The organism is Curtobacterium sp. TXMA1, assembly GCF_020162095.1.
Classification (GTDB): domain Bacteria; phylum Actinomycetota; class Actinomycetes; order Actinomycetales; family Microbacteriaceae; genus Curtobacterium.
In genome coordinates, this window is the sequence record NZ_CP083910.1 from 1,982,418 (window position 1) to 2,005,386 (window position 22,969).

The window sequence follows — 22,969 nt, forward strand, 5'->3', positions numbered from 1 at the left end:
AGCGTCCTCCTCAGCGCGACGCACCGCGCGCCTACCCCCGCGCGTCGCCGTCGACGACCAGGTCCCGCACCACGCCGCCCAGCTGCTCGATCAACGCCGTCATCGTGAACGGACCACCCTGCGACGCCCGCCGCGCCGCGACCCCGTGCACCACCGCCGCCGTCGCCGCCAGGTGCGCGAGGTCCGACGGCGAGAGCGACGAGCCGGAGGCCTCGGCAGCGCCCTGCCTGGTGGCGACCAGCGCGCCGAGCACCCCGCCGAGCACGTCCCCGGCGCCGGCGGCCGCGAGCCACGGGGTCGCCGACGACGCCACGAGCCGGACCGACCCGTCCGGCGTGGCCACGTGCGTGTCCGACCCCTTGAGCAGCACCACGCTCCCGGTCCGCTCCGCGGCACGCAGCGCAGCCACGGCCGGGTCTCGTTCGACGGTCTCGCGCGAGGTCTCGAGCACCGGCGCGAGCTCCCCCGCGTGCGGCGTCAGGACCGCGAGCGGACCGAGGTCGACGAGCGGGATCGCCCCGGCGTCCACCACGACCGGGACGCCGTCGTCCGACGCGTGCCCGAACGCGTCCGCGGTCGCGGGGTCGAGCGCACCGAGGGAATCGGCGGAGATCCCCGAGCCGACGAGCCAGGCCTGCACCCGACCGACGCCCGAGACGACCTCGGGGCGACGGGTGAGCACGTGGTCGGTCGCCCGCGCCGGACCGACGTAGCGGACCATGCCGACACCGCTGTGCACCGCGGCGTCCACGCCCATCACGGCGGCGCCCGGGTACCGGTCGGAGCCGGTCGCGACGCCGAGCACACCCCGGCGGTACTTGGTCGACTCGCCGTGCGGGGCGGTGGTCCAGGCGGCGGCGTCGGTCGGGGCGAAGGGGACGAAGTCGTTCACGACCGCCACGTTACGGTGGAGGGCATGAGCCTGTTCCTGCCCGGTCGCGTGGTGGTCTTCGACTACGGCGAGGTGATCAGCCGGACGCCGCACGGCGCGTGGGACGCCCTCGTCGCGATGACCGGCGTACCCGCGGACGAGCTGCTGCCGGTCTACCAGGAGCTCCGGCACGACCTCGACCGCGGCGACCTCACGGTGCTCGAGTACTGGCGCGCGATCGCCGCCAGGACCGGACGGAGCTGGAGCGTCGCGGACGTCCACCGGTTCTGGGCGGTGGACTTCACCGGGTGGTTCGAGGTCGACCCCGAGACCTTGGCGATCGTCGAGGAGCTGCACGACGCCGGCACACGCCTCGCCCTGCTCTCGAACGCCGGACGCGACTTCGGCGACCCGTACCGGTGGTCCCCGATGGGGTCGATGTTCGAGACGGTCGTGGTGAGCGCGGAGGAGCACGTCCTCAAGCCCGACGCATCCGTCTACCGCACGACGTGCGAGCGCCTGGGAATCACGCCCGGACAGATGGTGTTCGTGGACAACAGGGCCGAGAACGCCGCCGGCGCAGACGCGATCGGGGCGGTCGGTCACCACTTCACGTCGCCGTCAGGACTGCGGGCCTTCCTGCAGGACCTGGCGGCACGGACCACCGAAGGAGCACCCGCGTGACGCACGCCCTGTTCGACCCGATCACCGTCCGCGACCTGACCGTCCGCAACCGGCTCTGGGTCTCCCCGATGTGCCAGTACTCGGTCGAGCAGCAGGACGGCGTCCCGACGCAGTGGCACCTCGTGCACCTCGGCGGCTTCGCCAAGGGCGGTGCCGGCGCGGTCGTCGTCGAGGCCGCGGGCGTCGTGCCCGAGGGCCGGATCAGCCCGCAGGACGTCGGACTGTGGAACGACGAGCAGCGCGACGCCTTCCGACCGATCGTGGACTTCCTGCACACGCAGGGCGCCGCAGCGGGCATCCAGCTCGCCCACGCCGGTCGCAAGGCCTCGACGTACCGCCCCTGGTCCGAGACCTCGGGCAGCGTGCCGGAGTCCGAGGGCGGCTGGGCGACGGTCGCCCCGTCCGCCGTGGCCTTCGACGGGTACGCGGAGCCGCGCGAGCTGGAGGCCGAGGACATCCGCGTCGTCGCGCTCGCCTTCGCGGCTGCCGCCCGACGCGCGGTCGAGGCCGGCTTCGACCTGGTCGAGCTGCACGCGGCCCACGGCTACCTGCTGCACCAGTTCCTCTCGCCGCTGAGCAACCACCGCACGGACACGTACGGCGGGTCGCTCGAGAACCGTGCCCGGGCGCTGCTCGAGACGATCGACGCCGTCCGCGCCGAGGTCGGCGAGGGCTTCCCCGTGGTCGTCCGGTTCTCGGCCACCGACTGGGTCGACGGCGGCCTGACCGTCGAGGACACCGTGCAGGTCGCCCGCTGGGCCGCCGAGCACGGCGCCGACCTGGCGGACGTCTCCACCGGCGGCAACGTCGCGAAGGCGCCGATCCCGGTCGGTCCCGGCTACCAGGTGCCGTTCGCCGAGCGGGTGAAGCGCGACGCCGGCATCGGCACGATCGCGGTCGGCATGATCTCCACCGCGTTCCAGGCCGAGCAGGTCGTCGCCACCGGCCAGGCGGACGTCGTGATGGTCGGGCGCGAGTTCCTCCGCGACCCCGCCTTCGCCCTGCGGGCCGCCGCCGAGCTCGGCCTGACGCTCGACTACGAACCGCAGCAGTACCACCGCGCGCGCGTCACGGCGTAGGCCGGTCCGCGCGACGCGGGTCGCGCCTCCCGTCCGGTCACCTCGCACCGGTCGGGAGGCGCGGCACCCTTCCTGTACGTCCTCTCGGCTCCGCCACCGCTCACCCACTACGATGTTGACCACTGTGGACGATCCTCCGAATCCTTCTTCGCCTTCCCACTCATCCGGCGCTCACTCGGTGAGCAGCCCCGCTTCCCCTGTGCCAGGGGGCGGAGAATGAGTCCCCTCGACATCGTCATGCTGGTCGGCGGCATCCTGCTGACCCTCGGTACCGGCGTCTTCGTCGCTTCCGAGTTCGCGCTCGTGAACCTCGACCGCGCCGAGGTCGAGGCCCGGCGTGACCGCGGCGAGTCCGGCCTGGCGCCGGTGATCGCGGCGCTGAAGGTCACCTCGACGCACCTGTCGAGCGCACAGCTCGGCATCACGCTGACGACGCTGCTGACGGGCTACCTGCTCGAGCCGTCGATCGCGACGCTGCTCGAGGCGCCGTTCCTGGCGATGCAGCTCCCCGAGGCGGTCGTCGAGACCGTCGGGTCGATCGTCGCGCTCGTCATCGCGACGCTGCTGTCGATGATCCTCGGCGAGCTCGTCCCGAAGAACTTCGCGCTCGCGCTGCCGCTGCAGACCGCGAAGCTCGTCGTGCCGATCCAGGTCGCCTTCACCACGGTGTTCAAGCCCGCGGTCGCCGTGCTGAACGGCACCGCGAACGCCGTCCTGCGCTCGATCGGCATCGAACCGCAAGAAGAACTCTCAGGTGCCCGGAGCGCCGAGGAGCTCAGCTCCCTGCTCCGCCGTTCGGCGTCCGAGGGCTCGCTCGAGCAGGACACCGCGACGCTGCTCCAACGCACCATCGCCTTCTCGGAGCTCAGCGCGAGCGACGTCATGACGCCGCGGCCGCGCCTGTCGACCATCCGCGTCTCGGAGTCCGCCGACGACGTCATCGCGCTCGCCCGTCGCACCGGCTTCAGCCGCTTCCCCGTCATCGAGGAGGACGCGGACGACGTCGTCGGCATCGTGCACGTCAAGCAGGCCGTCGCGGTCCCGCGCGAGAAGCGCCCCGAGGTGCCGGTCGGTGCCCTGATGACCGAGGCCGAGCGCGTGCCGGAGACCATGCCCGGCGACACCCTGCTCGCCGAGGTCCGGAGCCGTGGCTACCAGATGGTGATCGTCGTCGACGAGTACGGCGGCACCGCCGGCGTCGTGACGCTCGAGGACCTCGTCGAGGAGATCGTCGGCGAGGTGTCCGACGAGCACGACCGGGCACGGATCGACGTCGTGCGCTCCCGCGGCTGGCTGACCTTCCCCGGTCTGCTCCGGCCCGACGAGCTCGAGGACCGCGCGGGCGTGACGGTCCCCGAGGACGGCCCGTACGAGACCGTCGGCGGGTTCATCATGTCCTCGCTCGGGCGCCTGCCCGCGGTCGGTGACGAGGTCGCGCTCGACGACGGTGTCTTCCGTGTCGAGCGGCTGGACGGCCGCCGGGTCGACCGCGTCCGCTGGACCCCGAACCACCCCGACCCCGTCCCGACGTCGGGGAACAGCACGACCGGCAGCACCGCCGACGCGCAGCGCCCGGCCACCGGGATCATCATCCCCGTCACGAAGGAGGGCTCCCGATGAGCGCCGCGTCCGTGCACGACGGCATGGTCGTCCTCGCCGCCGGTGAGTCCGCGTCGAGCAGCTCCGACTGGTGGGGCATCTTCTGGCTCGTCGTCCTGCTGCTCGGCAACGCCTACTTCGTCGCCGCCGAGTTCGCCGTCATCTCCGCCCGCCGCTCGCAGATCGAACCGCGCGCCGAGGCCGGCTCCAAGGCAGCCCAGATGACGCTCGCCGCGATGGAGCACGCCACCCGCATGCTCGCGACCACGCAGCTCGGCATCACGGTGTGCTCGCTCCTCATCCTCAACGTGTCCGAGCCGGCGATCCACCACCTGCTCGAGGTCCCGCTCGGGCTGACCGGCTGGAGCGTCGAGGTGATCGGCACCGTGGCGTTCGTCTTCACCCTGCTGCTCGTCTCCTTCCTGCACGTGGTGTTCGGCGAGATGGTCCCGAAGAACATCTCGTTCTCGATGCCCGACCGCGCCGCGCTGCTGCTGGTCCCGACGCTCTGGTACATCGGTCACGCCCTGCACTGGGTGATCGTCGGCCTGAACGAGACCGCGAACGCCGTGCTCCGGTTGTTCAAGGTGGAACCGAAGGACGAGGCCGTCAGCGCCTTCACCGTCGAAGAGGTCCAGACGATCGTCGAGCAGTCCCGTCGCGAGGGCACCCTGACCGACGACGGCAAGCTCGCCATGGCGTTCGAGTTCACGGAGAAGAAGGTCAAGGACGTCGCCGTGCCGATGTCCGACCTGGTCACGCTCCCCGAGGACGCCACCCCCGAGGACGTCGAGCGGGCGGTCGCCCAGCGCGGCTTCTCGCGGTACGTGCTCGTCGGCGACGACGGCGACCCGACGGGCTACGTGCACGTGAAGGACGTCATCGACCTGCGCCCGGACGAGTTCGACGTGCCGGTGCCCCCGAAGCGGATCCGGCAGCTCATCTCGCTGTACACGGACATGGACCTCGAGGACGCCCTCGCGACCATGCGCGCCGCCGGCCGCCACGTGGCGCGGGCGTTCGACGCCGAGGGGCGCACGATCGGCGTGCTGTTCCTCGAGGACATCCTCGAGGAACTCGTCGGCGAGGTCGAGGACGCGACCCGACGGCGCTAGACGCGGCCGACTGACGGACGGGAGGACGGTGCCAGCTGGCACCGCGCCTCCCGTCCGTCGGTTGGTCGCGTCCCGTCTGCTCGGTCCCTTCCGCGAGAGCGACAGACCACCGCTGACGGTTCGCGCCGATCTGTCGCTCTTGCGGAACGGTCCAGGCGCTGGCGCGAGCAGCCGAGCCGCAGCCGCGACCGCAGCCGCGCCCCGCTACCAGCTCACGGGGAGCGGCTTGCCCTCCTCGTAGCCGGCGGCCGACTGGATGCCGACGAGGGCCCGGTCGGCGAACTCGGCGAGCGAGGACGCCCCCGCGTACGTCGCGGAGCTGCGGATGCCCGTGGTGATCATGTCGAGGAGGTCCTCGACGCTCGGACGCTCCGGGTCGAGGTAGATCGTCGACGACGAGATGCCCTCGGCGAAGAGCGCCTTGCGTGCGCGCTCGTACGGGTCGAGGCGCTCGAAGCGCTCCCGCACCGCCTTCGCCGACGCCATGCCCCAGCTCTCCTTGTAGGCCTTGCCCGCGGCGTCGCGACGGAGCACGCCCGGCGCCTCGAGCGTGCCGGCGAACCACGAGCCGATCATCACGCTCGATGCACCGGCTGCCAGGGCGAGCGCGACGTCGCGCGGGTAGCGGACCCCGCCGTCGGCCCAGACGTGCGCGCCGAGCGACCGGGCGGCCGCGGCGGTCTCGAGCACGGCGGAGAACTGCGGACGACCGACGGCCGTCATCATGCGGGTGGTGCACATGGCGCCCGGCCCGACACCGACCTTGATGATCGTCGCCCCGGCGTCGACCAGGTGCGCGACCGCGTCGGCGGTGACGACGTTGCCCGCGACGATCGGCAGGCCGAGGCCGAGCGCCGACACGGTGCGGAGCGCCCGGAGCATGCCCTCCTGGTGTCCGTGCGCGGTGTCGAGCACGAGCACGTCGACCCCGGCAGCCGCGAGGGCCTTCGCCTTCGCGGCGACGTCGCCGTTGATGCCGACCGCCGCGGCGACCCGGAGTCGGCCTGCACCGTCGACGGCCGGCGTGTAGATGTCCTGGCGGATCGCGCTCGTCTGACTGGTGGTACCCACGACGCGGCCGTGCCGGACGACGGGTGCGAAGTCGACCTCGGCTGCCGAGAGCACGTCGTACACGTGCCGCGGGGTGCCGGCGTCCTCGGCGTCGATCGCCGTCGACGGCCCGTGCAGCAGGTCACCGATCGTGGCGTCCGCTCCGGCGGTGCCGAGCCGGGCTGCCGGCACGCAGCCGAGGTACTCCCCCGCGTCGTCGCGCACGACCACCCCGCGACCGGCGACGGGCAGGAGCTGCTCGAGCGCCTCGGCGACGGTGGTGTCAGCGCGCATGTCGTAGGCGGTGTCGAAGTCGACCGGCTGCTCCTTGACCCAGCGGATCGCCGCGTCGAGGTCCTGCAGGTGCATGTCCTGCGGCAGCACGCCGAGACCGCCGCGGCGGGCCAGGGTCGCCGCGAGGCGCGGACCCGTGACCGAGTTCATGTTGGCGCTGACGATCGGGATCGTCGCGCCGGTGCCGTCGTTCGTGGCGAGGTCCACGTCGAAGCGGCTCGTCACCCCGGACCGGCTCGGGACGAGGAAGACGTCGGAGTAGGTCAGGTCGTGCGTCGGCCGCGTCTCGTAGAACCTCATGGGTGCCACTGTACGGCTCCGCAGCCGCGCCGACACGTCACGGCCGTGCCGCCGCAGGCCCGCTCGGTCGCGGCTCCGCGGGTGCCGCCGGGCCGCTCCGGCGAGGCTCCGCTGTCCCCGTCGGACCGCTCCGGCGAGGCTCCGGGGTGCACCGCTGCGCGACACCCGTCGCCCGCTGCTCCGGTCCGGCGGACCGCTCCGGTCCGACACGCGCGGACGCGGCCGGGAGGCGCGGCGCGCGTCCGACGGTCACCGAACGGTCGGCGCGGAACGGCTAGGCTTGCGGCCAGTGCGGAGCAGGGTTGCCCCGCACGACACACACGAGCATCTATCGACGGAGAGTGGGCGATCGGCTGTGTCGAGCCATCTGACGGGTACGGACGAGACCGCGGGCGAATTCGGGGCGAACGAGTGGCTGGTCGACGAGCTCTACGAGCAGTTCGTCGCCGACAAGGAGTCCGTCGACAAGTCGTGGTGGCCCGTGCTCGAGAGCTACCACCGCTCCCAGACCGGCTCGGCCGCCGGTGGCTCCGCCCCGTCCGGCTCCGCCCCCTCCGGCTCCCCCGTCCCCGCGCAGTCGTCGACCCCCGCTCCGGCGCAGTCGGGCCAGTCGACCACGCAGCAGCCCGCCACGGGTGACGCCCCGGCGGAGGCGAGGTCGGGCGGTCCGATCCAGGCGAAGACGACCTCGCGCCAGCCCACCCCGCAGCCGATCCCGGCCGAGGCCAACGACCAGGCCGACGACCACGAGGAGACCCACGAGGACGTGGCGACCCCGCTCCGGGGCATGGCGAAGACCCTCGCCTCGAACATGGACGCCTCGCTCACGGTCCCCACGGCGACCAGCGTCCGGACGATCCCGGCGAAGCTGATGATCGACAACCGCATCGTCATCAACAACCACCTGCGTCGAGCCCGCGGCGGCAAGATCTCCTTCACGCACCTGATCGGGTGGGCGATGGTGCAGGCGCTGCAGGACTTCCCGAGCCAGAACGTCTTCTACGAGGAGCGCGACGGCAAGCCCTTCGTGGTCGAGCCCGCGCACGTGAACCTCGGCATCGCGATCGACGTCCCGAAGAAGGACGGCACCCGCTCGCTCCTCGTCCCGAGCATCAAGCGTGCCGAGACCCTGACCTTCGGCCAGTTCCTCGCCGCCTACGAGGACCTCGTCAAGCGCGCACGTGACAACAAGCTCACGCCGGCGGACTTCCAGGGCACGACGATCTCGCTGACCAACCCGGGCGGCATCGGGACCGTGCACTCGGTCCCGCGCCTGACGAAGGGCCAGGGGTCGATCATCGGCGCCGGCGCGCTCGAGTACCCGGCGCAGTTCCAGGGCTCGGCGACGAAGACCCTGGTGGAGCTCGGCGTCGGCAAGACCATCACGCTGACGAGCACCTACGACCACCGCGTCATCCAGGGCGCCGGCTCGGGCGAGTACCTGAAGAAGGTCCACGAGCGGCTCATCGGCGAGCACGGCTTCTACGAGGGCATCTTCTCGGCGCTGCGCATCCCCTACAAGCCGATCCAGTGGGCGAACGACATCAACGTCGACCTGGCCCACCGCGTCAACAAGACGTCCCGCGTGCAGGAGCTCATCAACAGCTTCCGGGTGCGCGGACACCTGATGGCGGACATCGACCCGCTCGAGTACCGGCAGCGCACGCACCCGGACCTCGAGCTCGAGAACCACGGGCTGACGTTCTGGGACCTCGACCGCGAGTTCGTCACCGGCGGCCTGGCCGGCACCACGACGGCACCGCTCCGCGACGTGCTGGGCATCCTGCGTGACGCGTACTGCCGCACCGTCGGTGTCGAGTACATGCACATCCAGGACCCGGAGCAGCGCCGCTGGGTGCAGGGCCACATCGAGGTGCCGTACTCGAAGCCGTCGAAGGACGAGCAGCTCCGCGTCCTCGGCAAGCTCAACGAGGCCGAGGCGTTCGAGACCTTCCTGCAGACGAAGTACGTCGGCCAGAAGCGCTTCTCGCTCGAGGGCGGCGAGTCGACCATCGCGTTCCTCGACACCCTCATCCAGCACGCCGCCGGCGCCGGCCTCGACGAGGTCGCGATCGGCATGGCCCACCGCGGCCGCCTCAACGTGCTGACGAACATCGCCGGCAAGACCTACGGACAGATCTTCCGCGAGTTCGAGGGCTCGTCGCTGCCGGGCTCCGTGTCGGGTCAGGGCTCCGGCGACGTGAAGTACCACGTCGGCACCGAGGGCGTGTTCCGCGCGTCGGACGGCTCGAGCATCCCGGTCACGATCGCGGCGAACCCCTCGCACCTCGAGGCGGTCGACGGCGTGCTCGAGGGCATCGTCCGGGCCAAGCAGGACCGCACCCCGCCCGGCACGTTCGGCGTGCTGCCGGTGCTCGTGCACGGTGACGCGGCCATGGCCGGCCAGGGCGTCGTCGTCGAGACCCTGCAGATGTCGCAGCTCCGCGGCTACCGCACGGGCGGCACGGTGCACCTCGTGATCAACAACCAGGTCGGCTTCACCACGCCCCCCGAGTCCGCGCGCAGCTCGGTCTACTCCACCGACGTCGCGAAGACGATCCAGGCGCCGATCTTCCACGTCAACGGGGACGACCCCGAGGCCGTCGCCCGCGTCGCCGAGCTCGCCTTCGCCTACCGCGAGGAGTTCCACCGCGACGTCGTGATCGACCTCGTCTGCTACCGCCGCCGCGGCCACAACGAGGGCGACGACCCCTCGATGACCCAGCCGCTCATGTACAACCTCATCGAGGCGAAGCGCTCCGTCCGCACCCTGTACACCGAGGCACTCGTCGGCCGCGGCGACATCACGCAGGAGGAGTACGACGAGGCGCACCGCGACTTCCAGGACCGCCTCGAGCGTGCCTTCGCCGAGACCCACGAGGCGCAGACCGGCACGATGCCCGTCATCACGACGGACGACGACGGCGCCGTGGACGGCCTCGAGCGCCCGACCGCACAGCGCGACGACGCCGAGGTCGAGGTGCACGACACGGCGATCTCCGAGGAGCTCGTCCGGGCCATCGGCGACGCGCACAGCAACCCGCCCGCGGGCTTCTCGATCCACCCGAAGCTGCAGCAGCTGCTCACCAAGCGCACCGAGATGACCCGCTCCGGCGGCATCGACTGGGCCATGGCGGAGCTCATGGCGATCGGGTCCGTGCTGGTCGAGGGCAAGCCCGTCCGACTCGCCGGACAGGACGCCCGACGCGGCACCTTCGTGCAGCGCCAGGCGGTCTTCCACGACCGGGTGAACGGCCAGGAGTGGCTGCCGCTCGCCAACGTCGCCGAGGACCAGGCGCGCCTGTACATCTACGACTCGCTGCTCAGCGAGTACGCGGCGATGGCGTTCGAGTACGGCTACTCGGTCGAGCGTCCCGAGGCGCTCGTGCTCTGGGAGGCGCAGTTCGGCGACTTCGCGAACGGCGCACAGACCGTCATCGACGAGTTCATCTCGTCCGCCGAGCAGAAGTGGGGCCAGCGCTCCGGACTGGTGCTCCTGCTCCCCCACGGCTACGAGGGCCAGGGGCCGGACCACTCGTCGGCCCGCATCGAGCGCTACCTGCAGCTCTGCGCCGAGGACAACATGATCGTCGCGCGGCCCTCCACCCCGGCGTCGTGGTTCCACCTGCTCCGTCGCCAGGCGTGGGCGCGCCCGCAGAAGCCGCTCGTCGTGTTCACGCCGAAGGCGATGCTGCGTCTGCGCCAGGCGACGAGCCCGGTCGAGGCGTTCACCAGCGGGTCCTTCCGCGAGGTGCTCGACGACGACCGCGTGACCGACAAGGGCGCCGTCCGCCGCGTCGTGCTGCACTCGGGCAAGGTGCACCACGACCTCCGCGCCGAGCTCGACAAGTCCGGTGCGACCGACGTCGCCCTGGTCCGGCTCGAGCAGCTCGCGCCGCTCCCCCTCGAGGAGCTGCTGCAGGTGCTCGCGGGCTACCCACAGGCCGAGGTCGTCTGGGCGCAGGAGGAACCGGAGAACCAGGGCGCCTGGCCGTTCGTCTGCATGAACCTCTCGCCGCACCTCGACGGCCGCCCGCTCTCCGTGGCCTCCCGCCCGGCGAGTGCCGCACCGGCGACGGGCTCGTCGAAGCGCTCCGCGGGCGAGGCCGCCGACGTGGTGCGGAAGGCGCTCGGCTGACCCGACGCACCCCCTGACGGACGATGCGCCCCGGTCCTCCGGGGCGCATCGGTCGTCCGGGAACGCGAACTCGCGTCCGGTCGCGGGCGCGGCGCGCGGGCGCGGCTACCGGAGCTTCGTGTAGCGGACGCCGGCCTCGTGGTACCCGCGCTTCTGGTAGAAGCGGTGCGCACTGTCGGTCGCCGCGGCCGACACCGCGCTGAGCCGGTGGGCCCCTTGCTCGGTGGCCCACGTCTCGAACACGTCGATGAGCGCGGAACCGGTTCCGTGCCTCCTGGCCGACGGGTCCACGACCAGCAGCAGGAGCTGCGCGGTCGGCTCGTCGCTCGCGTACGACCAGGTCACCTGCGCGCCCGCAACCGCCACCGCACGGCCGTCCTCGCCGCGGACCAGCCACGTGCGGTGCCCGGCCTCGGGGACCAGCCGCTCCAGTCGGGCCCGCATCGCGGGCTCGTCGACGACGTGCCCGAGCAGACGGACGAGGGCGGTGACGTCGGCGACGTCCGTGTCGGACCAGGTGGTGATCGACTCGGCGGTGAGGGTCATGGGGCGACCCTACCCAGGACGGGCGTCGTGTGACGACGCGCCGCCGACCCGGACGTCAGTGCGTCGACTGCTCCACGCGGATGCGCGCCAGGATCTCCGTCCGGAGCTGCTCCGGCGCGGTCTCGGCGCAGGCACGCTTCACCGTCTCCATGAGGACGACGCCCACCCGGTGCTCGCTCGTGCAGTCCTCGCAGGACTCCATGTGCTCGCGGATGTCCGCGGCGTCCTCGCGGCAGAGCTCGTCGTGCAGGAACTCCTCGAGCTCGGCCTTGGCCTTCGAGCAGTCGCAGCCGCTCATCGTGCGTCCTTCCCGTCGGTGCGACCAGCGGCCGCAGTCGTGCCCCGGCCCCGCCCGCGCATCGTCGCCGTCGACGCTGCGTCCGGGACGATGCCGGTCTCGCGTGCGTGGTCGGCCAGGAGCCCCCGGAGGAGCCGGCGACCACGGTGGAGACGGCTCATGACCGTCCCCACGGGGGTCTTCATGATGTCGGCGATCTCCTGGTAGGAGAAGCCCTCGACGTCCGCGAAGTACACGGCCATCCGGAAGTCCTCGGGGATCGACTGGAGCGCGTCCTTCACGGCGGAGGACGGCAGGTGGTCGATCGCGTCGGCCTCGGCGGAACGCGCGGAGACGGACTGCGTGACGCTCTCGGCGCCGCCGAGCTGCCAGTCCTCGAGCTCGTCGATCGTGCCCTGGTACGGGTTCCGCTGGTTCTTGCGGTACGTGTTGATGAACGTGTTCGTCAGGATGCGGTAGAGCCACGCCTTGAGGTTCGTGCCCTGCCGGAACTGTCGGAACGCCGCGTACGCCTTGACGAAGGTCTCCTGGACGAGGTCCGACGCGTCGGCCGGGTTGCGGGTCATCCGCATCGCGGCGCCGTACAGCTGGTCCATGAACGGGAGCGCCTGGTCCTCGAACAGCGACCGCAGCTCGGCCTCGGAGACGGTCTTCTCGTCGGCGGGCTCGGGCTCGAGGGCGTCCGCTTCCCCGGACACCGCGTCGAGCTGCGCCTCGGTCTCCTCGACCAGGTCGTGCGGTGCTGCCTGCGGTTCGTCGGTCGTCATCACGGACGAGTCTAGGCCGAGGCCGATCGTCGTCCGCACGGCCGGCAGCGCCGTCCGGTTGCGTTCGAGTGTGACTGTCGCCAATGGTCCTCCCGGTGCGTTCAGTACCCTGGTGAACCGATGGCAGAGTCGACGCATTCCCAGCAGCCCGGTCCCTGGATCGCCCCCCTCGCCCGCGGGCCCCTGCGCGGCGACGTCGCCCTGCCCGGTTCCAAGTCGTTGACGAACCGGGAGCTCGTGCTCGCGGCACTGGCGGACGGCCCCTCGACCATCCGGCTCCCCCTGCACTCCCGCGACTCCGCGCTGATGGTCGCGGCGCTCCGCCAGCTCGGGGTCGGGATCGACGAGGTGGACCCCGCGGACGGCGCGGCACCGAACCCCTACGGCCCGGACCTGCGCATCACGCCCGCACCGATGCACGGCGACGTCGCCGTCGACTGCGGCCTGGCGGGCACCGTGATGCGCTTCCTGCCGCCGCTCGCGGCGCTCGCCACCGGCCCGGTGACCGTCGACGGCGACCCCTACGCCCGGAAGCGCCCGATGGGCGCGATCATCCGCGCGCTCGTGGACCTCGGCGTGGACGTGACGGACGACGGCGACGGTGCCATGCCCTTCTCCTTCACCGGCACCGGCGCGGTCCGCGGGGGTCGGCTCGAGATCGACGCGTCGGCGTCGTCGCAGTTCGTCTCCGGGCTGCTGCTCTCCGCCCCGCGCTTCGACGAGGGCCTGCACCTCACCCACGTCGGCGACCGCCTGCCGAGCCTGCCGCACATCGACATGACGGTCGCGGCGCTCCGTGCACGCGGGGTCCGGGTGGACCAGCCGTCGCTCGGCGAGTGGGTCGTGCAGCCGGGCCCGATCGCCGCGCGTGACGTCGTGATCGAGCCCGACCTGTCGAACGCCGCACCCTTCGCGGCGGCCGCGCTGGTCGCGGGCGGTACCGTCCGGATCCGCACCTGGCCGACCGACACCACGCAGGTGGGTGCCGACCTCGAGACGCTCCTGCCCCTGTGGGGAGCGACCGTCACGCGGGACGGCGACGACCTGGTGTTCGACGGCGGCGTCGGGGTGGCGGGTGGAGCCTCCCTGCCGGGTGTCACCCTCGACCTGACGCGCGGTGGCGAGCTCGCACCGGCGCTCGTCGCGCTGTCGGCCCTGGCCGACGGCCCGAGCGAGATCACCGGGATCGGCCACCTGCGGGGCCACGAGACGGACCGCCTGGCCGCGTTGGCGGCGGACGTGAACCGGTCGGGAGGCTCGGTGCAGGAGCTCGACGACGGCCTGCGGATCACGCCGGCGCCGCTCCACGGGGGTGGCTGGGCCGCGTACGACGACCACCGGATGGCGACCGCGGGCGCCCTCGTGGGCCTCGTCGTCGACGGCGTCGCCGTCGACGACGTCGGCTGCACCGCGAAGACGCTGCCGCAGTTCCCCGAGCTCTGGGCGGACCTCGTGGCGACCGGCTCGGACCCGGGCGCCGACACGGACGGTGCTCCGTCCGACGGGAGCGTGACGTCGTGAGCTGGTGGGACGACGTCGACGGGGACGACGGCGACGAGGACGAGCCGTACGGGCAGTACGAGTCGAAGGTGCGGATCCGACCGAACCCGAAGGGGAACCGGCCCCGCACGAAGACCCGTCCGAGCTACGACGGCGCGCCCGTGGGCTGGGTGACCAACGTCGACCGCGGGCGCTTCGGCGTGCTGGTGTCCGCCGGACAGGACGACGAGCGGGTCATCACCGCGACGAAGGCCCGGGAGCTCGGCAAGAAGTCGGTCGTCACCGGCGACCACGTGTCCCTCGCCGGCGACGTCTCGGGCGACGCCGGCTCGCTCGCGCGCATCGTCAAGGTCGCCGAGCGGTCGACCCTGCTGCGGCGGAGCGCCGACGACAGCGACGAGGTCGAGCGCGTGATCGTGGCGAACGCCGACCAGATGCTGATCGTCGTCGCCGCCGCCGACCCGGAACCGCGCCCGCGGCTCATCGACCGGTACCTCGTCGCAGCGTTCGACGCCGGACTCGACCCGGTGCTCTGCATCACGAAGACCGACCTCGCCGACCCGACACCGTTCCTCGCGCACTTCGCCTGCCTGGACCTGCGGATCGTCACGAGCCGGTCCGACGACGTGCCCTTCGACGCGCTGCACGAGGTGCTCGACGACCAGGTCACCGTCACCGTCGGCCACTCGGGCGTCGGGAAGTCGACGCTCGTGAACGCCATCACCGGGTCCACCCGCGCCACCGGCGTCGTGAACGCGGTGACGGGCCGCGGGCGGCACACCTCGTCGTCGTCGATCGCGCTGCGCGTCCGCGACGGCGGCTGGATCATCGACACCCCGGGCGTGCGGTCGTTCGGACTCGGCCACGTGCAGCCCGAGAACGTCTTCCGGGCCTTCGCCGCCCACGCCGTCGCGGTGCGCGAGCCCGCGGACGGCATCCCGCTCTCCCAGGCGCACGACTGGGAGATCGTCGACCGGGTGCACGACGGGGAGCTCGGGCCGACCGGCGTCGAGCGGCTCGACTCCTTCCGAGCACTGCTCACCGGCATGGGTGCGGACGACCCCGGCGCGGACTGAGCAGCCCGACACCGGGCCGACCGCTCGGCCCGGTCGCGCTGCCGTGCGCAGCGGTGCCGGCTCGGTGCACGCGGGTGTACCGTTGGTCCTCGTGCCCGAAGTTGCAGAACACAACACAGCCCGTCCGGAACCGGTCCACCACGGGGACCACGCAGCGCTGCACCTCCAGCGGAGCACCCGTCCGGTTGCGCTCGCGGCGACGGTCCTGCGCCCCGAGCACCTCGGTCGGACGCTGCGCTCCTTCGGATCGCACATCCTCGTCCCGCTGTTCCTCGCGGTCGGGATGAGCCTGGCCTACCTCGGCGCCTTCCACGCCCCGACCCCGCACGAGCTGCCCGTCGGCATCGTCGGCCAGGGTCCGAGCGCCCAGGTGTTCGCCCAGACGGTCACCGACGGCTCGGACGGCAAGCTGGTCGCGCACGTGGTCGGGTCGACGGACGAGGCAGAACAGCAGGTGCGGGACCGCGACCTCGCCGCCGTGTACGCCCCCGGGACCGACGGTGCGGTGCTCTACGTCTCCACGGCTGCGAGCGAGACCACCGCGACGGCAGCGCAGAAGGTGTTCCTGCCGATCGCGTTCGAGCAGCACCTGCCGTTCAGCGTGCACGACGTCGTCCCCACCGGCGACGAGGACCCCACCGGCCAGGGGCTCTTCTTCCTGCTCGTCGGCCTGAGCGTCGGCGGGTACGCCTCGGCGATCGCCGTCGCCGCGGCGGCCGCGAAGCTCCGCGCGCTCTGGACGGTCGTCGTCGGCGCGGTCACGGCCGGGGTCGTCGCCGGCATCGGGATCCTGGTCGCCGGACCGCTCTACGGCGTCATCCCGGACCACCGGTGGCAGGTCTTCCTGTTCGCGTGGCTGTACGACGCGGTCATCGTGGCCCTCGGCGTCGGCCTGCACCCGCTGCTCGGCCGGTGGACCACCCCGATCCTCACCATGCTCTTCGTCATGCTCAACTTCACGAGCTCCGGCGGGATCTTCCAGCCGTCGTTCCAGCCCGGCTTCTTCGCGGCGCTCAACACGTTCTGGAGCGGCGCCGCGTGGCTCGGCGCCGCGCAGGACCTCGTGTACTTCCCCGAGGCGTCGCTGACCCGATCGGTGGTCGTGCTCGTGCTGTGGCTCGTCGTCGCGGTGCTGCTCGGCGTCCTCGTGCACGGGCTCGCCGGGCGCCGCACGCGCATCGCCCGGGAACGCGCGGTCTCGCGCTCCGAGGAGGAGCAGGTCGTCGCCGCGTAGGGCGCTACCCTGACCTCCGTGGACCTCAGCGCCGACCTGGACTTCGCCCGCTCCCTCGCCGACACCGCCGACGCGATCAGCCTCGAACGGTTCCGCGCCGCCGACCTGCACGTCACGACGAAGGCCGACAGCACGCACGTCACCGACGCCGACCAGGCGGTCGAACGAGCGCTGCGCGAGCGCCTGGCGACCGAGCGCCCGGACGACGCGTTCCTCGGCGAGGAGACGACGGCGGACACCGGCGCGGACGCCCTGAGCGAGGGACACCGTCAGTGGGTCGTGGACCCGATCGACGGGACCGCGAACTACCTGCGCGGCGTCCCGGTCTGGGCGACGCTCATCGCCCTGGCCGTCGACGGCCGCCCGGTGCTCGGCGTGGTCAGCGCCCCGGCGCTCGGCAAGCGGTGGTGGGCCGCCGAGGGCCTCGGCGCACACTCCACGGACGGTCCCCTGCGGGTCTCCGGTGTCGCGGCGCTGTCCGACGCCAGCCTGAGCTACAACAGCATCCAGCAGTGGGACGAGGACGACCGGCTCGACACCCTCGTCGCGCTGTCGCGGAAGGTCTGGCGCACCCGCGCGTACGGCGACATGTGGTCGTACATGCTCGTCGCCGAGGGGGTCCTCGACGTCGCTGGCGAACCGGACCTGAAGCCGTGGGACATCGCGGCCCTCGTGCCGATCGTCGAGGAGGCCGGTGGTCGCTTCACCTCCCTCGACGGCGACCCGGGCCCGTGGCACGGCAGCGCGCTCGCCACGAACGGCCTCGTGCACGACGCCGTGGTCGACGTCATCCGTCGCTCGTAGCCCGAACAGGGCCGCCCGGGTGTCGGACCGTCCGGGCGGTGTACCCCGCTTGTCCCCTGGGCGAGGCCGACACCCCGGCGTCGGACCCCCGGACGGGGGCGGTGACCCCCCGGACTGGGGCCAGGCGAGTCGGACACTCTGCTGACGGCCCTCCCGACGCGTCCGATGGCCGGGTTATCGTGCTCACGGCTGATCTGGCGCACCGGGTTCCCTAGACCCGGCCCGTGTCGGGCCAGTCGTCCATTACTCGTCCGAAAACCCTGACCCGAGGGGTGGTCCAGACGATGACTTCATCGTTCCCAGGCGGAACCGAGTGCACCCTCACTCGTCGTCCGCGCTATCTCACCGACAGCCCTGGCGTGCGCTCCGTCGCCGCCTCGCGTCCGTCCGTCGCCACGGCCCCTGCCCGTGACGCCGTCCGGATCCCGTCCGTCGCCGTGGTCACCCGCCGCGCTGCCGACCGGACGTCCTCCGCAGTCCTCGCCTCCGGACCCGGAGGCCGGTGAGTCATGGCACTCACCGGTCGCCGTCTCGAGGTCGACCGGATCGCGACCCTCGCAGCACTCCCTCGTGAGTCCGCGATGGTCGTCGTCGGCGACCCTGGTTCCGGGCGCAGCAGCGTCCTCGGCGCGGTCGCGGACCGCGTCCCCCTCCCCGTCGTGCGGGTCGGGGTCAACGGGAGCGAGTCCCGTTGGCCACTGGCCGGCGTGACCTCCCTGTTCACCGCACTCGACGACCCGCGGGCCACCGCCCACATCGCGCACCTGCTGCAGGCCGGCGGCGCGACGAGCGGTCTGGCCGCGGCGCACGACTTCCTCGAGGCCGTGCAGACCCTGACCCTGCCGCCGACGGTCGTCCTGATCGACGACCTCGACCGGATGGACGTCGAGAGCCAGGAGCTCATCGCGTTCCTCGCGGGTCGTCTCGCGGGCACGGCACTGCGCCTGGTCGCGACGGTCCGGACCGTCCCGTCGGACGGGCCGCTCGCGGCGCTCCCGGTGCTGCGGCTCGAGCCGCTCACGGTCGACGAGTCCCTGGCGCTCGCCCGCTCGATGGCGCCGGAGGGCGCGAACGACGGTGTGCTCGCGATCCTCGCTGACGCGACGGGCGGCAACCCCGGCGCGCTCCGCGAGCAGTTCGACGCGCTCTCGCACGCCCAGCTGGCCGGCACCGAGCCGCTCGTGCTGCCGTTGCGCCCGACCGCCACGACGGAGGCTCTCGCGGCCCTGTCGCTCGACACCGTCGAGGGCACCGACGACGCCGGCACGGACACCGACGCGGGGCGTGGTCTGGACGTCCTCGCGCGCCTCGCCCTCGTCCCCGTGGCGCGGATCGCCGGCTGGGACCGCGACGCCGTCGACGACCTCGCCGACGCCGGACTCGTCGCCGTACGCGGGCAGACCGTCGCGGTCCGCGACCCCCTGCTCCGCTCGGCCCTGTACTGGCGGATGTCGGCGCGGACGCGCCGCGCCCTGCACCGGGAGCTCGCCGCGGCGAGCGCCGACGCGGACCCGCGTGCCGCCGCGTGGCACCGCAGCTTCGTCGACGACGTCCCCGACGTGGTCGCGCTGCTCGACGCCGCCGCGGGCTACGTCACCGACGGGGCGCCGCACGCCGCGGTGGCCCTGGCCGAGCGTGCCCTGCACGTCGGTTCCGGCGGCGAGGACGAACGAGCGGCACTGCTGGCCGTCACGGAGGCCCTGTTCGCCCAGCGCCTGCTGGGGCTCGCCGCGCGGTACCTCACCGCGATGCGTCCCTTCCGGCGCGCGTCGGACGAGGTCCGGCGCCTGCGGGTCCTGTACTCGGTGCAGTACCTGCGCGGCGAGACCGTGCACGCCGACGAGCTCCTCGTGCCCGTGGAGGCGGAGGCACCCGAAGCCCCCGCCACCGCCGGGCTCCTGGCGATGGTCGCGAGCTTCCGGGCGGAGACGTGGGACCTGGAGCAGGCCCGTGACCTGCTCGCCCGCGTCGAGCAGCTCGGTCCGGTGATCACCCCGCGCACCGCGGAGATCGCCGGCGCCGTGCAGTGCCTGGTCGCCGCGCTCGACGGGTCGCTGCCCGCCGACACCGAGCTCTACGACGGGCTCGCGACGGCGCGGCTGATGGCGATGTCCGACCCGGCGCTCCTGCTCGTGGCACACGCCCTGAGCATCGCCGAGCGGTACCGGAGCTCGCGTCGCGTCTTCGCACTCGTCGTCGCCCGCGGGCAGGACACCGAGGCCGTCTGGGTCGAGGGTGCCCGCTACCTGTCCGCCGAGAACGAGCTCCGCTCCGGCAACTTCCGGCAGGCCCTGCGCGCGATCGACGCCTGGGAGGCGGGGAGTGCCCTCTCGGCGCAGCGGCTGCGCGAGCCGTCCCGGGCGGTGGCGGTCGCGTGGCGGCACTTCGCCGAGGGCCGCACGCACGAGGCACTCGAGGTGGTCGACCGCTGCCTGGCGCTCCGCTCGACGGTGCTGCTCTGGGGCACCACCGCCCGGCTGCACGCGCTGCGCGGACGCGTCCTGCTGCTCGACGGCCGGGTGGACGAGGCGGTGACCGCGCTCGAGGCGGCGGACGCCGTGGGGCGGTCGCTCCGCAACCCGACCGTGCTCCGGCACCTCGGCGACATGGTCGAGGGCTACGTACGCCTCGGTCGGATCGACGACGCACGGAACGCGACCGCCCGCCTCGCGGCGGACCACCACGCCCGGCCGTCCCGCTGGGGTGCGCTCGTGCTCGCGCGGAGCCTGGCGCTCGTCGCCGACGACGCCACCCGCGAGACGGCGCGTCGTCGCGCGCTCGAGCTGTTCCAGCCGCACGACTCGCAGTACGAGCGCGCTCGCACGTTCGCCGCGCTGGCGGCGGTGGGCACGGACACCGAGCGGCCCCGACTGGCTGCCGCAGCGGCTGCCGCGTACGAGGCGGCGGGCCTCCGGCGTCCGCTCGCGACGCCCGCCCCGACGGCCGTCATGCCCGCCTTCGGCGTGCCGACGTCGCTGCGGTCCGGCCCGGTGCTGTCCGCTCCGGTCCCGGGCTCCCCGCGGAGTGCGCCGGACGCGTCGGTGGTGCTCACCCAGCTCACCGCCGAGGAGCGGGCCGTCGTGCAGAAGGTGACCGAGGGCTACCGGAACCGCGAGATCGCCTCGTCGCTGTTCATGTCGCAGCGCACGGTCGAGCTCCGGCTCACGCAGATCTACCGCAAGGTGGGTGCGCGCTCGCGCTCGCACCTGGTGGCGCTGCTCACCTGATCGCGCGGTCCGCGGTCGCTCGGCGACCACCCCACGGGACGGGAGGCCCGGTACCGGCTGGTACCGGGCCTCCCGTCCCGTCGTCCCCGTGCTCGGACACCGGGGCGCCTTGCGCGAGTCCGCACCCGTCGGCGGGCGGGTCGCACCGCTCGCGCGGTGAACCGCAAGAGGCGGTCCCCGGTGTTGTCGCGGCGGTGCCACGGGACGAGGCTCGTGGTGCACCGACCGCCGTGCCCTCCCCGGGAGGGCCCGTCCGCGACCCCCGACCGTCCGGTACCCGACCCGCCGACCGACCGTGCCCGCCCCCGCCTGATCCGCGGGTGGGCACGACCGGTCGACGGCCCCGGACCCGCGGCAGACCCGGCGGCGGTCGGTGCCGCGCCCCCGGCTGACGGCCGGTCCCCCACCCGAACGGACACCGTATGTGCGGCATCATCGCGGCCCGCGTGAGCGACGACGTGACCCCCTTCCTGCTCGACGGACTCGAGCGGCTCGAGTACCGCGGGTACGACTCCGTGGGGGTCGCGGTGCGGACCGCCGCGGGCCGCATCGCCACGGTCCGGTCGGTGTCCCGCGTCGCGGACCTGCGGGCGGACCTCGCGGCGCGTGCGGCAGCGGGCGCGCCCGCGGACGCCGCGACGGGGGTCGGGATCGGGCACACCCGCTGGGCGACCTGCGGGACCGTGCGCGAGGAGAACGCGCACCCGCACACCGACTGCTCGGGGCGGATCAGCGTCGTGCACAACGGGACGATCGACAACGCGGCGACCCTGCGGACCACACTCGAACAGCAGGGGCACGTGTTCCGCTCCGAGGTGGACTCCGAGGTGATCGGGCACCTCGTCGAGCGGGCACTGCGGGTGGACCCGGACCTGGTGCTCGCGGTGCAGATCGCCACCGCGCAGCTCCGCGGTTCGTGGGCGATCGTCGTGCTGGACGCCCGCGACGGCCGCATGGTCGCTGCCGCCCACCGCTCGCCGCTCGTCGTGGCGCGCTCGGCCCGCGGTGACTTCGTCGCGAGCGACGTCGGCACGATCGCGGCGTGGTGCGAGACCTTCGTGCCGCTGCGGGACGGTGACGTCGTGGAGCTGGGCGAGGCGTGGAGCTGGTCGTCGGAGGGCATCGCCGTGCCCGTGCCCTTCCCCACCGCGGCGCCGTTCGCCGCGAACGCACTCGACGTCGACCTCGGGGACCACCCGGACCACACGGCGAAGGAGATCGCGGAGCAGCCGGGGGTCGTCGCCGACGTCCTCCACCGCGTCCGGCACCGCACCGCGGACGGCAGCACCTGGACCGGTCTCGGGCTCCCGGCGTTCGAGCGGCTCGCCGTCGTCGCCTGCGGCAGCTCGCTCCACGCCGGGCAGGTCGTCGCGGGCACCGCGCGCACCCTCGGCGGGGTGCCCACCGACGTCGTCGCCGCCAGCGAGGTGGACCAGGTCGTCCTCGGTCCGGGGACCCTCGTCGTCGCCATCAGCCAGTCCGGGGAGACCGCGGACGTCCTGCGTGCACTGGACCGGCTCGACGACCGCTTCCCGGTGCTGGCCCTGACCAACGACGTCCACTCGTCGCTCGCACGCCGGGCCGACGCCGTGCTCGACTGCCACGCCGGGCCCGAGGGCGGGCTCGCCGCGACGAAGAGCTTCACCGCGCAGGTGGTCGTCGGCGTGACCGCGGTCGTGTCCGCCCTGGTCGCCTCGGGCAGGCTCGAGCCGACCCGCGCCGCCGCCCTGGTCGACGAGCTCTCGGAGCTGCCCGAGCGGATGGCGGCGGCCGCCGTGGTCGCGGCCGAGCGTGTCCCGCTGCTCGCCGCGATGGTGCGCGACGCTCCCGGGTCCCTGTTCGTCGGTCGCGGACCCGGGTTGCCGTACGCGGCGGAGGGCGCGTTGAAGGTGGAGGAGCTCGCGTACCGGTGGGCACGGTCCTGCGCGGTCGGCGAGCTCGGGCACGGGCCGCTCGCGCTCGTGGACGAGGGCACCCCGGTCGTGGTGGTCGACCACGGGGACCCACGGATCACGGCCGCCGTGTCCGAGGTGCGTGCCCGCGGCGGGTTCGTCGTCACGATCGGCGGGGCCGGCTCCGACCTGCCGGTGATCGCCGGGCGCGCGGAGGCGACCGACCTCGCGTGGGGACGGTCCGTCGCGCCCTGGGGACCGATCGAAGCGGTCGTGCCCCTGCAGATGCTCGCCCGGGAGCTCGCCGTGCAGCTCGGCTGCGCGGTCGACAAGCCCCGCGTCCCGGTGGGGTCGACGGCGGTCGGATGGCCAGGCACACGCAGCGCAGCCGGGTGACGGTGTTCCTCGCCGTCCTGACCGGGCTCGCCGTCGTCGCGACGGTCGTCGTGGTGGTGCTCGTCGCCGTGGACGCCGTCCGCTGACCGGGTCGCAGCC

At 73.1% G+C, this 22,969-nt stretch carries 16 protein-coding genes; 11 read left to right on the forward strand and 5 right to left on the reverse strand.

The annotated features are described in order from the left end of the window. Window positions 1-31: 31 nt before the first annotated feature. Window positions 32-892: an NAD(P)H-hydrate dehydratase gene (locus LCG91_RS09405; protein WP_224441221.1), complete on the reverse strand. Its 861-nt coding sequence runs from the start codon at window positions 890-892 to the stop codon at window positions 32-34. Between the two features lie 24 nt (window positions 893-916). Between LCG91_RS09405 and LCG91_RS09410 the strand changes: the two genes are divergently transcribed. The 4 genes from LCG91_RS09410 to LCG91_RS09425 all read left to right on the forward strand — a co-directional run bounded on the left by LCG91_RS09410 (window position 917) and on the right by LCG91_RS09425 (window position 5,348). Further along, a complete protein-coding gene (locus tag LCG91_RS09410; protein ID WP_224441222.1) occupies window positions 917-1,555 on the forward strand; it encodes an HAD family hydrolase in 639 nt (212 codons plus the stop codon). Further along, window positions 1,552-2,634, forward strand: coding sequence for an NADH:flavin oxidoreductase/NADH oxidase (locus LCG91_RS09415; protein ID WP_224441223.1), 1,083 nt, complete (start codon window positions 1,552-1,554; stop codon window positions 2,632-2,634). The genes LCG91_RS09410 and LCG91_RS09415 overlap by 4 nt, the downstream gene beginning before the upstream one ends. A gap of 216 nt (window positions 2,635-2,850) precedes the next feature. After that, the gene (locus LCG91_RS09420; protein ID WP_224441224.1) at window positions 2,851-4,254 is read left to right on the forward strand and encodes a hemolysin family protein; all 1,404 of its coding nucleotides are present in this window, start codon (window positions 2,851-2,853) and stop codon (window positions 4,252-4,254) included. 23 nt (window positions 4,255-4,277) lie between these two features. Next, window positions 4,278-5,348 carry a hemolysin family protein gene (locus LCG91_RS09425; protein WP_058729955.1) on the forward strand — a complete coding sequence of 357 codons (1,071 nt, stop codon included), beginning with the start codon at window positions 4,278-4,280 and terminating at the stop codon, window positions 5,346-5,348. Window positions 5,349-5,552: 204 nt separating this feature from the next. Here the strand turns inward: LCG91_RS09425 and LCG91_RS09430 are convergent, their stop codons facing one another. Continuing rightward, on the reverse strand, window positions 5,553-6,992 hold the full coding sequence (locus LCG91_RS09430) for a GuaB1 family IMP dehydrogenase-related protein (RefSeq protein WP_058750754.1): 1,440 nt from the start codon (window positions 6,990-6,992) through the stop codon (window positions 5,553-5,555). Window positions 6,993-7,347: 355 nt separating this feature from the next. Here LCG91_RS09430 and LCG91_RS09435 point away from each other — a divergent pair, with 355 nt between their 5' ends. Next, a complete protein-coding gene (locus tag LCG91_RS09435) occupies window positions 7,348-11,130 on the forward strand; it encodes a multifunctional oxoglutarate decarboxylase/oxoglutarate dehydrogenase thiamine pyrophosphate-binding subunit/dihydrolipoyllysine-residue succinyltransferase subunit (RefSeq protein WP_224441225.1) in 3,783 nt (1,260 codons plus the stop codon). A gap of 105 nt (window positions 11,131-11,235) precedes the next feature. Here the strand turns inward: LCG91_RS09435 and LCG91_RS09440 are convergent, their stop codons facing one another. From LCG91_RS09440 to LCG91_RS09450, 3 genes are read right to left on the reverse strand one after another with little or no spacing between them, the layout of a single operon-like run. Then, a complete protein-coding gene (locus tag LCG91_RS09440) occupies window positions 11,236-11,676 on the reverse strand; it encodes a GNAT family N-acetyltransferase (protein ID WP_058729986.1) in 441 nt (146 codons plus the stop codon). Between the two features lie 55 nt (window positions 11,677-11,731). Further along, window positions 11,732-11,974 (reverse strand): zf-HC2 domain-containing protein, encoded by a 243-nt coding sequence (locus LCG91_RS09445; protein WP_058729987.1) that lies wholly within the window; start codon window positions 11,972-11,974, stop codon window positions 11,732-11,734. Beyond that, the gene (locus LCG91_RS09450; protein WP_058750546.1) at window positions 11,971-12,741 is read right to left on the reverse strand and encodes a sigma-70 family RNA polymerase sigma factor; all 771 of its coding nucleotides are present in this window, start codon (window positions 12,739-12,741) and stop codon (window positions 11,971-11,973) included. Before LCG91_RS09450 ends, LCG91_RS09445 begins: the two co-directional genes overlap by 4 nt. Window positions 12,742-12,861: 120 nt before the next feature. On the opposite strand from LCG91_RS09450, the gene aroA reads away from it, so the two are divergent. The 6 genes from aroA (at window position 12,862) to glmS (ending at window position 22,870) form a co-directional block, all read left to right on the forward strand. Continuing rightward, on the forward strand, window positions 12,862-14,262 hold the full coding sequence (gene aroA / locus LCG91_RS09455; protein ID WP_224441226.1) for a 3-phosphoshikimate 1-carboxyvinyltransferase: 1,401 nt from the start codon (window positions 12,862-12,864) through the stop codon (window positions 14,260-14,262). Beyond that, the gene (rsgA, locus tag LCG91_RS09460) at window positions 14,259-15,317 is read left to right on the forward strand and encodes a ribosome small subunit-dependent GTPase A (protein WP_224441227.1); all 1,059 of its coding nucleotides are present in this window, start codon (window positions 14,259-14,261) and stop codon (window positions 15,315-15,317) included. Before aroA ends, rsgA begins: the two co-directional genes overlap by 4 nt. Before the next feature lie 91 nt (window positions 15,318-15,408). Next, window positions 15,409-16,551: a hypothetical protein gene (locus tag LCG91_RS09465; RefSeq protein ID WP_224441228.1), complete on the forward strand. Its 1,143-nt coding sequence runs from the start codon at window positions 15,409-15,411 to the stop codon at window positions 16,549-16,551. A gap of 18 nt (window positions 16,552-16,569) precedes the next feature. Further along, window positions 16,570-17,355, forward strand: a complete 786-nt coding sequence (locus tag LCG91_RS09470; RefSeq protein ID WP_175415983.1) for an inositol monophosphatase family protein — start codon at window positions 16,570-16,572, stop codon at window positions 17,353-17,355. A 509-nt stretch (window positions 17,356-17,864) separates the two neighbouring features. Further along, complete coding sequence (locus LCG91_RS09475) at window positions 17,865-20,582, forward strand: ATP-binding protein (RefSeq protein ID WP_224441229.1); 2,718 nt, start codon at window positions 17,865-17,867, stop codon at window positions 20,580-20,582. 422 nt (window positions 20,583-21,004) lie between these two features. Then, complete coding sequence (glmS, locus tag LCG91_RS09480; RefSeq protein ID WP_224441230.1) at window positions 21,005-22,870, forward strand: glutamine--fructose-6-phosphate transaminase (isomerizing); 1,866 nt, start codon at window positions 21,005-21,007, stop codon at window positions 22,868-22,870. Window positions 22,871-22,969 lie beyond the last annotated feature (99 nt).

What these genes read in the sequence shown, in the direction of transcription:
- LCG91_RS09410 (WP_224441222.1), top strand. Translation starts at nt 917, where the DNA reads ATGAGCCTGTTCCTGCCCGGTCGCGTGGTGGTCTTCGACTACGGCGAG.
- LCG91_RS09420 (WP_224441224.1), top strand. Translation starts at nt 2,851, where the DNA reads ATGAGTCCCCTCGACATCGTCATGCTGGTCGGCGGCATCCTGCTGACC.
- LCG91_RS09425 (WP_058729955.1), top strand. Translation starts at nt 4,278, where the DNA reads ATGGTCGTCCTCGCCGCCGGTGAGTCCGCGTCGAGCAGCTCCGACTGG.
- LCG91_RS09430 (WP_058750754.1), bottom strand. Translation starts at nt 6,992, where the DNA reads ATGAGGTTCTACGAGACGCGGCCGACGCACGACCTGACCTACTCCGAC.
- LCG91_RS09440 (WP_058729986.1), bottom strand. Translation starts at nt 11,676, where the DNA reads ATGACCCTCACCGCCGAGTCGATCACCACCTGGTCCGACACGGACGTC.
- LCG91_RS09445 (WP_058729987.1), bottom strand. Translation starts at nt 11,974, where the DNA reads ATGAGCGGCTGCGACTGCTCGAAGGCCAAGGCCGAGCTCGAGGAGTTC.
- LCG91_RS09450 (WP_058750546.1), bottom strand. Translation starts at nt 12,741, where the DNA reads ATGACGACCGACGAACCGCAGGCAGCACCGCACGACCTGGTCGAGGAG.
- aroA (WP_224441226.1), top strand. Translation starts at nt 12,862, where the DNA reads ATGGCAGAGTCGACGCATTCCCAGCAGCCCGGTCCCTGGATCGCCCCC.
- LCG91_RS09475 (WP_224441229.1), top strand. Translation starts at nt 17,865, where the DNA reads ATGGCACTCACCGGTCGCCGTCTCGAGGTCGACCGGATCGCGACCCTC.
- glmS (WP_224441230.1), top strand. Translation starts at nt 21,005, where the DNA reads ATGTGCGGCATCATCGCGGCCCGCGTGAGCGACGACGTGACCCCCTTC.